The sequence below is a fragment of the Neisseria sp. Dent CA1/247 genome, assembly GCF_022870825.1.
Classification (GTDB): Bacteria; Pseudomonadota; Gammaproteobacteria; order Burkholderiales; family Neisseriaceae; genus Neisseria; species Neisseria zoodegmatis.
In genome coordinates, this window is the sequence record NZ_CP091522.1 from 1,268,347 (window position 1) to 1,283,963 (window position 15,617).

Genomic DNA, 15,617 nt, shown 5'->3' on the forward strand with positions numbered 1-15,617 from the left:
GATGAGAATCTTATTTTGTAATATTGGTTGGATGGAAAAATATCAAGGAATTAATTCATCTGATCAGATTAGTGGTGGGGGTGCCTATGTTAAAGAAGAGGGAACAGGGCATGAAGTCTGTAATTTCTTGTCTGCCGATAACTGGGTATATGGTTATGTTCAACCTGTAAATAACCGCAGCATTGATTTAACTCGAATTGATAAAAAAGCAAATACTGACTTCCTTAACGATGTATTGGTTATTTGGACTGCAACTCGCCCTAAAAAATTAGGAGGTGGTACTACTGTTGTGGGTTGGTATAAAAATGCAACCGTTTACCATGAGTTCCAGCAATTTGTTTCCTGTTCAATTGACCATCAAAAAAACGGGATTTCTCGTTATTTAATAAAAGCTTTAGAAGAAAATGTAACTTTATTGCCTATAGATGCTAGAACTCTGGATATTCCACGAGCTAATAGAGTCCAAGGTGGGATTGGGCAAAGCAATATTTGGTATGCTGATAAAGAAGAGAATCAGCTTTATGTTAATGAAACTTTGTCATTTATTAAAAATTACGAATCTCCTGTTTCAATCCGTAGTGATAAGCCAAATCCGGAGAAAAAGGTTTTGGTTGAAAAAGCAGCTATTCAGACTTGTCGTACTTATTTCGAAAAGCTTGGCTATCAAATTGAAAGTGTTGAAAAAGATAATGTGGGTTGGGATTTAGTAGCAAGAACAGATAAATCATTTTTGAGAATTGAGGTTAAAGGGTTATCAGGTTCTGTATTCGTTGTGGAGTTAACACCAAATGAATACAAAGCTTTTGAAGAGCAAAAAAATGATTATCGTTTGGCTGTTGTTACCAATGCACTTGAAAAACCTACATTATCAATATGTAGATATAGCGAGGAAAAGCAGGGTTGGCTAGTTGAGTCAGAAAATGAGCTAGATCGTTTTCTTGAAATTAAAACTAAACAAAGTGCCACACTAAGCTGTTCGTAAATTGTGATGGATATTATTTCTATAATAGAAATCCAAAGAATTGGAGACTAATGATGTCATCTGGATTAGTTACCGCGGCATATATCGTCGCCGCAATCTTATTTATTTTTTCATTGGCCGGCCTGTCGAAACAGGAAACCGCCAAAAACGGTTGCTATTACGGCATCGCCGGCATGATTATTGCCCTGATTGCCACCGTGTTCAGCGAGCAAACCGCAGGCTTGGGCTGGATCATCATTGCAATGGCTATCGGTGCGGCCATCGGTGTTTACAAAGCCCAAAAAGTGGAAATGACCGAAATGCCCGAGCTGATTGCCTTGCTGCACAGCTTCGTGGGTTTGGCTGCCGTGTTGGTGGGCTTCAACAGCTTTATCGAAGCGGACAATGTATCTTCCGATATGCACACCATTCACTTGGTGGAAGTGTTCCTCGGCATTTTCATCGGTGCTGTAACCTTTACCGGCTCGATTGTGGCGTTCGGCAAACTCAACGGCAAACTCAGCAGCGCGCCCTTGCAATTGCCGCACAAACACAAGCTGAATCTGGCTGCTTTGGCGGTATCGTTTATCCTGATGTTGGTGTTTGTATCGGCTGACGACGGTAGCTGGTTGGCTCTGATTCTGATGACCGCCATCGCACTTGCGTTCGGCTGGCATTTGGTGGCCTCCATCGGCGGTGCAGACATGCCGGTGGTGGTTTCCATGCTGAACTCGTATTCAGGCTGGGCGGCAGCCGCAGCGGGCTTTATGCTTTCCAACGACTTGCTGATTGTTACCGGTGCGTTGGTCGGCTCAAGCGGTGCGATTCTGTCTTACATCATGTGTAAGGCTATGAACCGCTCGTTCATTTCCGTGATTGCAGGCGGCTTTGGCACCGACGGTTCTTCCGCTGCCGCAGGCGGTGAAGAAATGGGCGAATATCGCGAAGTGAAACCCGCTGAAGTGGCCGAAATGCTCAAAGGTGCAAACTCAGTCATCATCACGCCCGGATACGGTATGGCCGTTGCTCAAGCGCAATACCCCGTTGCCGAAATCACCGACTTGCTGCGCAAACAAGGCGTGGAAGTGCGCTTCGGTATCCACCCCGTAGCAGGCCGTCTGCCCGGACACATGAACGTATTGTTGGCCGAAGCCAAAGTACCTTACGACATCGTGTTGGAAATGGATGAAATCAATGACGATTTCCCTGAAACCGACGTAGTGCTGGTCATCGGCGCGAACGACACCGTGAACCCCGCCGCCCAAACCGACCCGAACAGCCCGATTGCCGGCATGCCGGTATTGGAAGTGTGGAAGGCCAAAGAAGTGGTGGTGTTCAAACGCTCGATGAACACAGGCTATGCCGGTGTGCAAAACCCGCTGTTCTTCAATGAAAACAGCGTGATGTGCTTCGGCGATGCGAAAGCGACTGTGGATGAGATTCTGGCGGAATTGAAGAAATAAGGCCGTCTGAAAAATATCGTGTTTATTTATACTTAAGTAATAAAGGCCGTCTGAAAATTTTTCAGACGGCCTTTTCTTCTTATTTGAGCTACTCAAGCCTCTTGCCTTATTCTAAATCCTAAAATAAACGCCTTTTTCATCGCACACCCGCTCAATCGGCCATTGATAGACTTCAGCCAGCAGAGGGGGCTGCATCACTTGCTCCGGTGTTCCGGCGGCAACGATGCGGCCGTGGTTCATGAGCACGATGTGCTGTGCGTATTGGGCGGCGAGGTTTAAATCGTGCAGCACCATGATGGCGCTGAAGTTTTGCCGGTTTCGGTTGATGTGGCTCATGAGGCTGTGTTGGTGGCGGATGTCGAGGTGGTTGCAGGGTTCGTCGAGCAGTAGCACGGGGGCGTTTTGGAGTAGGGCGCGGATGATGTTGGCGCGTTGCTGCTCGCCGCCGGAAAGGGTTTGGATGCGTTTTTCGGCGAGTTCTTGCAAATCGAAATGAGCCAGCAGGGCTTCGGCTTGTTCAGACGGCTTGGAGGCCGTCTGAAAAGGCCAGGCGCTGTCGCTTCCGCGCCCGAGTTCGATGTATTCGCGCACGGTCAGCGGCATTTGGTATTGGCCGTGCTGCGCCACCCAAGCGACTTTGCCTTGTTTGAGTTGCGGCGGTACGGCTTGGTCGAACAGCTTGACCGAGCCTTGCCCTGTTCGGCGTATCAGGGCTTTGAGCAGCGTGGACTTGCCTGCGCCGTTGGGGCCGATGATGGCGGTGTGGCAGCCGTGGGGAAGCTTGAGTTCGTCGATTTCCAGCAAAACCCTGTTTTTGGTTTGTACTTTCAGGCGGTTGATGGTGAAAGAGTAGTTCATCATTTTGAATTTAAGGATAAATGTTTGCGGGGCGGGCATCTTGGGAAGGAAGCGCGACCGTTTTATTTACGCAACGGTTTTAAAAACAGCCACATGAAAAACGGCCCGCCGAGCAGGGCGATGACGATGCCTACCGGTACGTCCACAGGATAGGTGAACCAACGTGCGGCGCTATCGACCACCAGCAGGAATACTGCACCCAGCCACGCCGAGAGCAGGATGAGTTTGCTGCGCCTGCCGCCTACTGCCCGCGCTACAACGTTTGGCACCATCATGCCGAGAAAACCGATGATGCCTGAAAGCGATACGGCGGCTCCGGTGAGCAAAGCGGCGCCGACGACGGTTTGTATGCGTACGGCCTGCACCGAAATGCCCATGCTGACGGCGGTGTCTTCGCCGAGCATGAGGATGTCGAGCTTTTTGCCGACCAACACGAGAATCAGCAATCCGGCCAGCATTGCAGTAGCAGCATACAACGGTGAAGTAAATCCTGCTTCGGCCAAGCTGCCCGACAGCCAAATGGTTGCGCTGCGCAGCACCATGTCGTCGGATAAAAACAGAATCAGGCTGACGATTGCGGCGGAAAACGCGCTCAATACAAAGCCCAACACCAGCAGCCCCAGCGTGCCGCCGCCGATAAAGCGGTGGATGCCGAGTATCAGCAGGCAAACCGCCAATGCGCCGATAAACGCGGCAAAGGGCACGCCGATGGCGCCTATGCCGAACGCCAGCACGATAATCACGCCCAATGCCGCGCCGCCCGACGTGCCGATTAGGCTCGGGTCGGCCAAGGGGTTTTCAAACAAAGCCTGCAATGCTGCGCCTGCTGCGGCTAAAGCGGCGCCGACCAGCAAGGAGCTGGCGACGCGCGGCAGGCGGATGGCCTGTATGGTTTCATCCATCTGATGCGGGGGCTGCCATTCGCCGAACCCGATGCCGGCGCAAAACCAGACGAGGGCGGCGGTAATCATGAGGGAGAGAATAAGGGGAAAAGGTTTCATAGGTTTATGGTGAAACTGTTTATTCAATAAAGGCTGTCAAATTCGGGTATGACAAACGTCGTATTGTTAACCAAGTGCATATAACACGGCAAGCGGATGGCTGCGTGATAATACAGGCCGTCTGAATGCGCTGTGTTTGTGCCGTTTTGCAAAGCGTAAGTTTGTAGTCGGCAGCTTGTTTGGGAATGGTTTGTTGTGTGCCACAGGGGTGGATTTTGGTGTGGGCCGGATGGGTGGAATGTGGATTGAGTTTGGTTATTCCGGCAGATTGTGTTTTTTTAATGGTGTTTGTTAAAACAGCCGTCTGAATGTTCAGACAGCTGCTTCGTATCAGGGCGTTTGAATTAACGGAAAAAGTCGCCCATTCCGGCGGGCAGGCCTTGGGTGAACGCGCCCATGGTTTTGTTGGTGGTTTCTTCCGCTTTGTTGCCCGCGTCGTTGATGGCGGCCAATACCAAATCTTCGAGCATTTCTTTGTCGTCGGCCGCTTCTTTGATCAAATCTTCGCTGATGTCGATTTTGCGGACAACATGGTTGCAGGTCATGGTAACTTTAACCAAGCCGTTGCCTGCTTCGCCGTTCACTTCGGTTTCAGCCAGCTTGGCTTGCGCTTTTTTCATGTTTTCCTGCATTTGTTGAGCCTGCTTCATCAGGCCGCCTAATCCGGCTTTTCCGAACATGGTTTTACTCCTGTTTTAAAAAGGGTTCGATAATACCTATTGAATAGTAAATCGGCAATATAAACGATTGATTTTCCGATAAGGCCGTCTGAAAAACAGGCTTGCTTTTTTTCAGACGGCTTTTCTACGCATTAAGAGTCCGACTGTTCAAACAGCTCCAGCGTGTCGGGCAGCCATCGGGCTTCGAAAAGCTCGAGAATCTGCCGGGCGGCGGGGTCGGCTTCGAGCAGTTGCTGCGCTTTTTGGCGGCCTTCGAGTTGCAGGCGTTTGCTGCGCATGGCGGGCGTTTCCCAGCCTGCATCGCCGCGCCAAGCTTCGGTTTGCAGCTTTAAGGTCAGGCCGTATGCGTCGGCGAGGGTGTTTTGGATTTTATCCAAACGCTCTTTGGTGGTGGTGGCGCGGGCTTCGTCGGTGAGGGCGAGCATCATCAGGCCGGTTTCGGGCTGGTAGCTTGTCCAAACGGCGTGTTGCGCCAGCATTTGCGCCGCGCCGAGTTTGGGGGCGAGGCGTTTGACGATGGCCGCCCAGTTTTCGGGGGCGAACTCGGGCAGCGGGGCGAAACCTGCCTGCTCTTCGGCCTCGGCCTGCTCTTCGTCTTCGCTATCGGCTGCGTTTTCAGACGGCATCGGCGGCTCGTAGGTTTGATATTCGGGGTAGTCGTATTCTTCGGGGAAATACGGCGGTGCGTCCGCATCAAACGGGGCTTCGGCATATTCGGGCGGATAATCCGAGGCCGTCTGAAAAGCGGTTTCGGCGGTTTCAGACGGCATGGTTTGCGGGCTTTGAACTTCGCTCAACGGAGAGGCCGTCTGAATGTCTGCCGTGCTTGCCGGTGGGGCTGCCTCTGCGTTTTGAAGGTTTTCCATGCTTTCAGACGGCATGTTAGCGACTTCGGGTTGGCCGGTTTGAAGCGTTTCAGGTGCGGCTTGTTCTTGCACGGCAACTTGCTCACCTGCGGTTTCAGACGGCCTTGCTATCGGTGTTAAGGCCGTCTGAAAATGCTCTGCTGCCACGGCGGGCATTTCCTGCGTGTGATTCTGCAAAGATGCTTCTGCCGCCTGAACCGCTGTTTGCGTCTCAACTTTTTCAGACGGCCTTATGGGTTCGGAGGCCGTCTGAAAACCGTCCGCTGCCGCAGCGGGCGTTTCCGGCACATCTTCCCACGGCGGTGTATCTTCTGCCTGTGCCACGGCCTGTTCAGACGGCCTTGCCACGGTTTCGGAGGCCGTCTGAACAGGTTTCGGTTCGGCCGGCGGCTCAGACAGAATCAGCGGCTTTTTTGCGGCAGGCTCTGCCGCTTCGGGGTTGTGCAGTTGCGTGCCTTCTATCACGCCGTCGGGGTCGTGCGCTTTGGCGGCAATCGGGGCGAACGCGAGCATACGCAACAGCGTCATCACGAAACCGGCGTATTCGTCGGGCGCGAGGCTCAGGTCTTGTTTGCCGTGGATGGCGCATTGGTAGTAGAGCTGGATTTGTTCGCCGCTTAAATATTGCGATAAGCGCAGCAGGGTTTCGTGTTCGGGGTCGTCGGCAATGGCGGCGGGAACGGTTTTGGCAAGCGCCAGCCGTTGCAGCAGCATGGCCAACTCGCTCAAGGCGTTGTCGAAACCGATGGCGCGGGCGGCCATTTCCTGTGCTTTGCGCAGCAGTTCTTCGCCGTCTTGGTTCACAATGCCTTGCAGCAGTTCGTAAAGATAGCGTTTGTCGACCGCGCCGATCATCTGGCGGACATCATGCTCGGTAACGCTGCCGGAACCCATCGCAATCGCTTGGTCGAGCAGGCTCAAGGCATCGCGCATCGAACCCATGGCGGCGCGGCCGAGCAGTTGCAGCGCGGGCGGCTCGAACGGAATCTGCTCCACCGTCAGCACATGCGCCAAGTGGTCGGCCACTTGCTGCGTGGTCATGTTGCGCAGTACGAATTGCAGGCAGCGGCTCAATACGGTGATCGGCACTTTGTGCGGGTCGGTAGTCGCGAGAATGAATTTCACATGCTCGGGCGGCTCTTCCAGCGTTTTCAGCATGGCATTGAACGCACTTTTGGAGAGCATGTGCACTTCGTCGATGATATAGACTTTGTACTTGCCGGCGGTGGGCGCGTACTGGGCGTTTTCGAGCACTTCGCGGATGTTGTCGATGCCGGTGTTGGAAGCCGCGTCGATTTCGAGCAGATCAACATATCGACCCGCGTCGATTTGGGTGCAGCTTTGGCACACGCCGCAAGGCTCGCCGTGGTTGGCGTTTTCGCAGTTAAGGCTTTTCGCCAGAATGCGGGCGATGGTGGTTTTGCCCACCCCGCGCGTGCCGGTAAGCAGATAGGCATGATGCAGGCGGCCTTCGTCGAGCGCGTTGCGCAGGGCTTTGACAACATGCTCCTGTCCGACCAAATCGGCAAAGGTTTTAGGCCGCCACTTACGGGCGAGAACTTGATAAGCCATAGATTCTCTTTTGTTTGAATTCGGTAAAGGAAGGCTGGTATGCGGCCGGATTTTTTACCATTGGCCGGTTTGTGTTGTTCATAGAAAAGCCTGCTTCCAGTGAAATGTACGTCATACTCGGGCTTGACCCGAGTATCTTTAAGGTTTCAGTAATGCTGAGAGATACTCGGGTCAAGCCCGAGTATGACGATATTGCGGCAAGCAGGGTTGAGCTATGATTCCATGCCTTGAAGATTCGGTATTCTAACATTTTTTACCTGCCGCCAAACACATGAAAACCGCCGCCGTTATCGCACGGGCAGCGGCTTTTTATGCACGGCGGCAATATCGAACCGTTACAAACGGTAGTTGCCGCCCACGCCGTTGGCAATATCGCGCACGGCGGTTACATACATGCGGCTGTGATTGTATTGCCATACGGCGTAGAAGTTATTCAGGCCGATATAGTATTCATACACGCCCGGTGCGGTTTCGAGGCGGTAGAGTACGGCTTTTTCATTGTCGTCCACCACTTCCTGCGGCATCACGCCCAAGCGTTTGAGTTCGCCCACTGTGCGGGTGAGCGCGGTTTTTTCGTCGATGATGTTTTGCAGCTCTTGCGTGATGGTGAGCGTAACCGGCACCACCATTTTGCCGTTGGTCTGCCAGCCGTGCGCTTTCATGTAGTTCGCCACCGAAGCCGCCACGTCGCCGACGTTGTTCCAAATATCGCGCAAGCCGTCGCCGTCGTAATCGACCGCATATTTGCGGAAGCTCGAAGGCATAAACTGCGGCATGCCCATCGCGCCGGCGTAGCTGCCTTTAAAACCGAATACGTCGCGCTTTTCTTCTTTCGCCATCAGTAAAAATTCGTTTAATTCTTTTTGGAAAAACTCGGCGCGGCGCGGATAGTCGAACGCCAGCGTGCTCAAAGAATCCGCCAAACGGAAGCTGCCCATATTGTTGCCGTAGTTGGTTTCGATGCCGATGATGGCCACAATCAGCTCGGCCGGTACGCCGTAGCTGCGCGCCACGGCATCGATGGTGGTTTTGTGTTGCGCGTAGAAACGTTTGCCGTTATTGATTTTCGATGCGCCGGAATTGCCGGTGCGGAACTCATACCACGGGCGGGATGTGCCGGGGCGGTTCATGATGTTGATAATATTGCCTTTGTACACCACGCCGTCGAAAAAGCTCTGCAACTCGCCTTCGGTAAACTTGCCGCCCGCCACTTCATGCGCGATAAAACGCTGCACGTTGGCATTGCCGTTAAACCCGCTGATGGCCACCGAGTCGGCGGTTTGGTTGAAGGTCGGGCGTTTGCCGACGGGGGGGACGGGTTTTTCTTTGGCGGGGTCGTGGGTGGTGCTGCATGAGAGTAAGGTCAGGGCAGCTAAAACGGAGAGCGCGGTTTTTTTCATGACGTATGTTTTCTTGGGCGGTTGTTATAGTAGGCGCAGTTTATCAAATTTAGGTGGGGGCTTAAAGGGCGGCCGGCATTAAAAAACTGCACCTGACATCGGCGGAAATGCCGGTGCGGGTGCAGTTTGATTGTTCAGACGGCCTCCGCTTGTGCTTCGGCTGCTTGGGTTATTTTACGTTGCGCAGATAGTTCAGCAGCAGCGGCACGGGGCGGCCGGTAGCGCCTTTGTCTTTGCCGGATTTCCAAGCGGTGCCGGCAATGTCGAGATGTGCCCACGGGTAGTCTTCGGTGAAGTGCGATAAGAACGTGGCAGCAGTGATGGTGCCTGCGCCGGGCGTGCCGATATTGGGAAGGTCGGCAAAGTTGGACTTGAGCTGTTCTTTATAAGTATCAAACAGCGGCAGCTGCCATGCTTTGTCGTCGGTTTCGCGTGAGGCGGCGAGCAGTTGGTCGATGAGTTTCTGATCGTTGCCCATGACGCCGCTAACGTCGTTGCCCAGTGCGATGATGCAGGCGCCGGTGAGTGTGGCGACGTCGATGACGGCTTTGGGTTTGAATTGCTCGGCGTAGGTAAGCGCGTCGCACAAAATCAGACGGCCTTCGGCGTCGGTATTCAAGACTTCGATGGTCAGCCCTTTCATGCTGGTAACGATGTCGCCGGGTTTGTTGGCTTCACCGGAAGGCATGTTTTCGCAGGTGGGCACGATGGCAATCAGGTTGATGGGCAGTTTCAGTTTGACGGCGGCGCAGAATGTGCCGATTACGCTGGCAGCGCCGCACATGTCGTATTTCATTTCGTCCATATTGAGGCCGGGTTTGAGCGAAATGCCGCCGGTGTCGAAGGTGATGCCTTTACCCACTAATACAATGGGCGCGTCGTCTTTATTTTTGGCGCCGGAATAGGAAAGTTCGATTAAATAGGGTTTCTCTTTGCTGCCTTTGGCCACCGACCAGAAAGAACCCATTTTTTTCTTGATGTAGTCTTTTTCAAGGATTTTGACGGATACGCCGAGTTTTTCGACTTCTTTTTTGGCGGTTTGAGCCAAGAATTTCGGTGTGCATTCGTTGGGGGCGGCGTTGCCGAGGTCTCTGCACAGGGTCATGCCGTACACTTGGGCTTCAGCGGTTTCCAATGCGGTTTTGATGCCGGCTTCTTGGCCGGGACAGTGGAAAACCACGCCGGCGAGTTTGGCGGGTTTGGGTTCTTTTTTATAGCGCTCGAAGCGGTAGGCGGCGTTGCCGAAAGCGGTGGCGAACACTTCTGCTACCAAAGCGGCATTTTTTTTGCTGAACGGGGCGGTGCAGACGTGGATTTCTTCCTGCTTTTGCGCCCATGTGGCGGCTTCTGCGGCGGCTTTGGCGACGGTTTCGCGGCTGAGGTTGTTCAGGCGGACAACGGCTACGGCTTTGAGGCTGCCGTTTTCAACGGTTTGGGTTTCGGCAAACGATTGGTTTTCTTCCAAACTGCCGCAGAGCAGGGCGGCGGTTTCGTTATCGCTGTTTTTGCTGCACGGGCAGGCGTCTTCGCAGATGTAGAGCAGCGCACCGGCTTGGCTCGGCTGCAATTTTTCGGCTTTTGTGCTAAATTCCATGTTGATTCTCCTGAACTGAACAGTGGTTCACATACATTTTTCAGACGGCCTCGACAAGCCAAAAGCAGGGTAGGCCGTCTGAACATTTCGGCCTGATTGTACTCTATATCCGGCTGCCTGAAACCTTTCAGACGGCATAAACACCCGGCACGCACCGAAAGCGCCTCAATTTTATGATTTACCAACGCCATTTTATTAAAGAACTTTCCTTCACGGCCGTCGGCATCTTCGTGGTGCTGCTGGCGGTTTTGGTATCGACGCAGGCCATCAATCTGCTCGGCCGCGCTGCCGACGGGCGCGTGGCCATCGATGCCGTGGCCGCGCTGGTGGGATTTTGGGTAATCGGCATGACCCCGCTGCTGCTGGTGTTGACCGCCTATATCAGTACGCTGACGGTGCTGACAAGATATTGGCGCGACAGCGAAATGTCGGTGTGGCTCTCGTGCGGATTGGCTTTGAAACAGTGGTTGCGGCCGGTGCTTCAGTTTGCCGTGCCGTTTGCTATCTTGATTGCGGTGATGCAGCTTTTCGTGATGCCGTGGGCAGAGCTGCGCAGCCGCGAATTTGCCGAAATCCTTAAGCAGAAACAAGAGCTTTCTTTAGTAGAGGCGGGTGAGTTCCGCACGCTCGGCAAGCGCAACGGGCGTGTTTATTTTGTCGAAACTTTCGACGTGGATTCGGGCATCATGAAAAACCTGTTTCTGCGCGAACAAGACGACAAAGGCAACGACAATATCGTGTTTGCCAAAGAAGGCACGTTTTCCTTGAAAGACAACAAACGCACGCTGGAATTGAGCAACGGCTACCGTTACAGCGGCACGCCCGGCAAGGCCGACTACAACCAAGTTTCTTTCCAACATTTAAGCCTGATTATCAGCACCACACCGAAAATCATCGACCCCATTTCCCACCGCCGCACCATTCCCACATCCAAACTTTTCGGCAGCGATAATCCGCAATATCAGGCCGAATTGATGTGGCGTTTGTCGCTGCCCATCAGCGTATTGCTGCTGAGCATACTGGCCGTGCCGCTTTCCTATTTCAACCCGCGCACGGGGCATACTTATAACATATTGATTGCCATCGGCCTGTATTTGGTTTATCAAAACGGCCTTACCTTCCTGCGCAACGCGGTTGAAGACGGCAAACTCAATTTCTGGCTCGGCATGTTGCCCATGCACATACTGATTGCGTTTATCGCCTTTATCCTGCTGCGTGTGCGCAGTATGCCCGCCCAGCCGTTTTGGCAGGCCGTCAAACTCAGCTTGAAAGGCGGTGCGAAATGATGCTGCTTACCCGCTACCTCATCAGCCGCCTCAGCGTTACTTCCCTTTACGCGCTGCTGGCATTTCTCGCTTTATACAGTTTTTTCGACATCATCGGCGAAGTCGGCGACATCGGGCAGGGCAGCTATACCGGCATGAAAATGATGCAGTATGTGCTGATGCAGATGCCCGCACACGCGTATGACCTGATGCCGCTGGCCGTTTTAATCGGCGGTTTGGTGGCGCTCAGCCAATTGGCTTCCGGCAGTGAGCTGACCGTGATGAAAACCAGCGGCATGAGCACTAAAAAACTGATTACCGTGCTGCTGCAATTCGGTTTGATTTTTGCGGTGTTGACCGCGCTTTTGGGCGAATGGATTGCCCCTTCGCTCAGCCAACGCGCCGAAAACCTCAAAGCCACCGCCGTGAGCGGCAGAATCAGCACCGGCAGCCAAGGTTTGTGGCTGAAAGAGCAAAACAACATCATCAACGTGCGTGAAATGTTGCCCGACCACACGCTGCTCGGCGTGAAAATCTGGCGGCACGACGAGCAGTTTCAGTTGGCCGAAGCTGTGGAAGCGGATTCCGCCGTGGTGGACAACCAAAATTGGCAGCTTAAAAACGTGCGCCGCAGCCTGTTGGAAAAAGAGCAGGTACGCATCGAAAATCTGGCGGTGCAGCAATGGAAAGTGAATCTGAACAGCAGTTTGCTGGACGTATTGCTGGTGAAGCCCGAGCAAATGTCGGTGTCGGCGCTCACGACTTATATAGGCCATCTGAAAAACAACAACCAGCAAACCAAAACCTATGAAATCGCTTGGTGGCGCAAACTGATGTATCCGATTGCCGCCATGGTGATGGCACTGGTGGCACTGGCCTTTACGCCGCAAAACACCCGCCACGGCAACATGGGTTTGAGACTGTTCGGCGGCATCTGTTTGGGCTTGGCCTTCCACTTTGCCGGCCGCTTGTTCGGCTTTACCGGCGAACTCTACGGCGTGCCGCCTTTTGTCGCGGCGGTTTTGCCGACGCTTCTTTTCGGGGTTTTAGGCGTTTATTTGATCCGCAAGCAGGAAAAGCGTTAATGGATGCGATGCAATAAGAGCCATAAGCAAGAGGCCGTCTGAAAATGTTCAGACGGCCTCGGGTTATGATGGCGAAAAAACGAAATCGAATAGGCAAAAGGAGAAAAACGTGAACGTTTTAATTTTAGGTGGTAACGGCTTTATCGGCAGGCGCGCAGCGGCGATTTTGCGTGAACGCGGTCATGAGGTGGCGGCGGCGGGGCGCAAGGAGTGTGATTATCTTCGTCTTGATGAAGCGGCGGTGAGATCTTTGCTGCGCGGGAAAGATGTGGTGGTTAACGCTGTGGGCGTGATGAGCCGTCATGCGGATATTTTGGAGCAGGTGCATCACCGCGCACCGGAGCAGCTGGCGCAGTGGGCGGAGCAGGAGGGTGTGTCGCGCTGGGTGCAGCTTTCTGCCTTGGGTGCGGACGCGCAGAGCGGTATTGCTTTTGTCGGCAGTAAAGGGCGGGGCGACCGCGCGGTGTATGCTTCGGGCGTGCAGGTGTCGATAGCGCGGCCGTCGGTGGTGTATGGGCGCGGCGGGGTGAGTTGCGAGCTGTTTATTACGTTGGCGAAACTGCCTTTATTGGCGATGCCTGCGGGTGGGCGTTTCGATTTGCAGCCCGTGCATGTGGCGGACGTGGCCGAGGGTTTGGCTAATCTTGCGGAAAATCCGGCCGAACACGGCACGGTGGTCAACATGACCGGCGGCCGGGCGCTGACTTTGGCGGATTATTTCAATGCGTTGCGTCAGACATTGCACAAAAAGCCGCCGCAAAAAATGATTGCGCTGCCGTTGTCGTGGATTAAACCGTTGTTGCCGTTGGCGAATGTGGTTAGTAATGGTGTGCTTAGCCCGAGCAGTATTGCATTGCTGGAGCAGGGTTCATTCGCGGATAACGGGGCGTTTGCTTCTCTGTTGGGCCGCGAACCGCTGAGGCCGGAAGATTTTGCCGGTAGGATTTGAACGGGCAAACGGTAGCAAAAAAGCGGGCATCTATAATGCCCGCTTTGCTTTGGATGAGGCCGAGATCTTTGCAAAACCCCCATCTGCGGCGCATTTCTGCGTTGTGCGCTGCTCGCTCGTTTGCCTATCTATATGATATGTCTGCACTCGCTGTGCTGCTACGTCTTGAACTGCATCCACATCTGCGGGTTTTGCAAAGATCTCAGGTGTAAGAAATCCTCGCGTTGTTTACACAACAGATTGAGAAAAATAAGCCTGTAAAACCTCAAAAGGCGTATCGCCCTTCAAGCCCTTATGCGGCTTAACCGTATTATAAAAATTCACAAAACGGCATAATTCCTTCTGCCTGTGTTCCGAATCCTTAAACGGAACTTTGTCATGCCACATTTCCATCAGGGTGCGGATTACCCGTTCTGCCTTACCGTTGGTCTGCGGTCGGGCAATACGGGTAAACTTCTGGTTGATGTTGTTCTGCACACAGGCAATCGCAAACGGATGCGACGCATTGCCACGGTATTCCATGCCGTTGTCCGAATAGGCGCATTCGATGGTATAAGGACAACAGTCAATCACATCACGCAAAAGGAACTTGGCTGCACTGGCCGCTGTACGGTCGGGCAAAATGGCCGCATACAGCTCGCGGGAATAGTCGTCAATGGCGACAAACAGGTAATCTCTCGAGGCGGTTGCTTTTTGGTTTTGCAACAAAGGCAGTCGTTTGGTGTCGAAATGCACCATTTCGCCGGGATAGGATTTGTTGTAGCGTTTGGCCTGTTTCTTGAGCTTTTCCTCGATGTTTTTTTCCACTTTTGCCAAACGCTTCATTCCGTATTTGGCCTGTTTGAAACGGTTGTTGGTGCTGTTTTGTGGTGCGAGCAGCTGCAACCGTGCGGCCTTTAGGATGCGGTAAATGGTAACTCTGCTGACTTGGTATTGCCGGGCCAGTGAGGTAACGGTGATTTTATCCTGTGTATAGGCGCGCCAAACGGCTTGGCGTTGGTGTGGGGTAAGGCGGGTGTTTTTATGGATGTTCATGGCAGTATTGTCTTTCAAATACTGTAAACAACGCTAGAGTTTCTTACATCTCAGGCCGTCTGAAAAAAGTTGATAAGTTTCAGACGGCCTCATATCGGTTGCCCGGCCAAGCAGGATAAGCAGACGCCGATTTACAGATACACAATCTCGCCGCTGCGCCCTTTGCTGGCTTCGCTGCTCCACCAAACAAATTCGGGCATGATGTCTTCGTAGTTTTTGCGTTCGGCGCGGGCTTCTCCGGGGTGGGTTTTCATGCGTTGGGGCGAGTTGACGGCACCGGGCACGAGCACGTTGGCGCGCAGGTTGGGGAAGCGTTCCCACTCGTCGGCGGCGACTTTGCACAAATAGTTGAGCGCGGCTTTGGATGCGCCGAAGCCGCCCCAGTAGGCGCGCGGGTCTTCGCCGTGGCTTTCGCCGACGAAAATCACCGAAGCGTCGGGCGATTCTTTCAATAAGGGCAGGAAGGCGCGGGTTAAGCCCATCGGGGCGACGGTGTTGATGCGGTATTGGTTGACCCATTCGGCCACGGTTTGGAAATCGAGCGGGGAGAGGGCGTAGAAGTAGCTGGCGCAATGCACGATGCCGTCGAGCTTGCCGCCGGTGGCTTCGTTGATGGTGGCAGCGAAGCGGTCGAACTCGGCTTCTTCGGCGGTTAGGAGGTCGAAGCAGATGGCAAACGGCTCGGGGCCGCCCGCAGCGACGATGTCGTCGTACACTTTTTCGAGTTTTTTCTGATGGCGGGCAACCAGCACCACGGTGGCACCCGCAGCGGCGTAGGCTTTGGCAACCTGTTCGCCGATACCTTGCGATGCGCCGGTGATGAGGATGGTTTTGTTTTGAAGCTGGCTCATGGGTTTTTCCTTTAAGGTTTCAATCGGTATCGACGGC

14 protein-coding genes are annotated in these 15,617 nt (G+C 53.6%); 6 read left to right on the plus strand and 8 right to left on the minus strand.

Going from position 1 to position 15,617, the window contains the following annotated elements; translation table 11 throughout:
• Position 1 precedes the first annotated feature (1 nt).
• Positions 2 to 982: a DUF3883 domain-containing protein gene (locus LVJ85_RS06325; RefSeq protein WP_244742662.1), complete on the plus strand. Its 981-nt coding sequence runs from the start codon at positions 2 to 4 to the stop codon at positions 980 to 982.
• A 53-nt stretch (positions 983 to 1,035) separates the two neighbouring features.
• Positions 1,036 to 2,424: a Re/Si-specific NAD(P)(+) transhydrogenase subunit beta gene (pntB, locus tag LVJ85_RS06330; protein WP_244743094.1), complete on the plus strand. Its 1,389-nt coding sequence runs from the start codon at positions 1,036 to 1,038 to the stop codon at positions 2,422 to 2,424.
• Positions 2,425 to 2,535: 111 nt separating this feature from the next.
• Here the strand turns inward: pntB and LVJ85_RS06335 are convergent, their stop codons facing one another.
• The 6 genes from LVJ85_RS06335 to LVJ85_RS06360 all read right to left on the minus strand — a co-directional run bounded on the left by LVJ85_RS06335 (position 2,536) and on the right by LVJ85_RS06360 (position 10,395).
• The gene (locus LVJ85_RS06335; RefSeq protein WP_244743097.1) at positions 2,536 to 3,282 is read right to left on the minus strand and encodes an ABC transporter ATP-binding protein; all 747 of its coding nucleotides are present in this window, start codon (positions 3,280 to 3,282) and stop codon (positions 2,536 to 2,538) included.
• A 62-nt stretch (positions 3,283 to 3,344) separates the two neighbouring features.
• Positions 3,345 to 4,283: an iron ABC transporter permease gene (locus LVJ85_RS06340; protein ID WP_244742666.1), complete on the minus strand. Its 939-nt coding sequence runs from the start codon at positions 4,281 to 4,283 to the stop codon at positions 3,345 to 3,347.
• A 344-nt stretch (positions 4,284 to 4,627) separates the two neighbouring features.
• Positions 4,628 to 4,963, minus strand: a complete 336-nt coding sequence (locus LVJ85_RS06345; RefSeq protein ID WP_004284292.1) for a YbaB/EbfC family nucleoid-associated protein — start codon at positions 4,961 to 4,963, stop codon at positions 4,628 to 4,630.
• A 131-nt stretch (positions 4,964 to 5,094) separates the two neighbouring features.
• Positions 5,095 to 7,401 (minus strand): DNA polymerase III subunit gamma/tau, encoded by a 2,307-nt coding sequence (gene dnaX / locus LVJ85_RS06350; protein WP_244742669.1) that lies wholly within the window; start codon positions 7,399 to 7,401, stop codon positions 5,095 to 5,097.
• Positions 7,402 to 7,736: 335 nt separating this feature from the next.
• Complete coding sequence (gene mltB / locus LVJ85_RS06355; protein ID WP_244742671.1) at positions 7,737 to 8,801, minus strand: lytic murein transglycosylase B; 1,065 nt, start codon at positions 8,799 to 8,801, stop codon at positions 7,737 to 7,739.
• A 169-nt stretch (positions 8,802 to 8,970) separates the two neighbouring features.
• Positions 8,971 to 10,395 (minus strand): leucyl aminopeptidase, encoded by a 1,425-nt coding sequence (locus LVJ85_RS06360; protein ID WP_244742674.1) that lies wholly within the window; start codon positions 10,393 to 10,395, stop codon positions 8,971 to 8,973.
• A 173-nt stretch (positions 10,396 to 10,568) separates the two neighbouring features.
• Here LVJ85_RS06360 and lptF point away from each other — a divergent pair, with 173 nt between their 5' ends.
• From lptF to LVJ85_RS06380, 4 genes are all read left to right on the plus strand, one after another.
• Positions 10,569 to 11,681, plus strand: coding sequence for an LPS export ABC transporter permease LptF (gene lptF, locus LVJ85_RS06365; RefSeq protein WP_244742678.1), 1,113 nt, complete (start codon positions 10,569 to 10,571; stop codon positions 11,679 to 11,681).
• Positions 11,678 to 12,745 (plus strand): LPS export ABC transporter permease LptG, encoded by a 1,068-nt coding sequence (lptG, locus tag LVJ85_RS06370; protein WP_244742681.1) that lies wholly within the window; start codon positions 11,678 to 11,680, stop codon positions 12,743 to 12,745. The genes lptF and lptG overlap by 4 nt, the downstream gene beginning before the upstream one ends.
• A gap of 109 nt (positions 12,746 to 12,854) precedes the next feature.
• Entirely contained in the window at positions 12,855 to 13,694 is an 840-nt protein-coding gene (locus tag LVJ85_RS06375) for a sugar nucleotide-binding protein (RefSeq protein WP_244742684.1), read from the plus strand.
• A gap of 68 nt (positions 13,695 to 13,762) precedes the next feature.
• On the plus strand, positions 13,763 to 13,906 hold the full coding sequence (locus LVJ85_RS06380; protein ID WP_244742687.1) for a lipoprotein signal peptidase: 144 nt from the start codon (positions 13,763 to 13,765) through the stop codon (positions 13,904 to 13,906).
• Between the two features lie 16 nt (positions 13,907 to 13,922).
• Here the strand turns inward: LVJ85_RS06380 and LVJ85_RS06385 are convergent, their stop codons facing one another.
• Positions 13,923 to 14,729: an integrase core domain-containing protein gene (locus tag LVJ85_RS06385; RefSeq protein WP_244739797.1), complete on the minus strand. Its 807-nt coding sequence runs from the start codon at positions 14,727 to 14,729 to the stop codon at positions 13,923 to 13,925.
• 131 nt (positions 14,730 to 14,860) lie between these two features.
• Positions 14,861 to 15,580 carry an SDR family oxidoreductase gene (locus LVJ85_RS06390; protein ID WP_244742690.1) on the minus strand — a complete coding sequence of 240 codons (720 nt, stop codon included), beginning with the start codon at positions 15,578 to 15,580 and terminating at the stop codon, positions 14,861 to 14,863.
• Positions 15,581 to 15,617 lie beyond the last annotated feature (37 nt).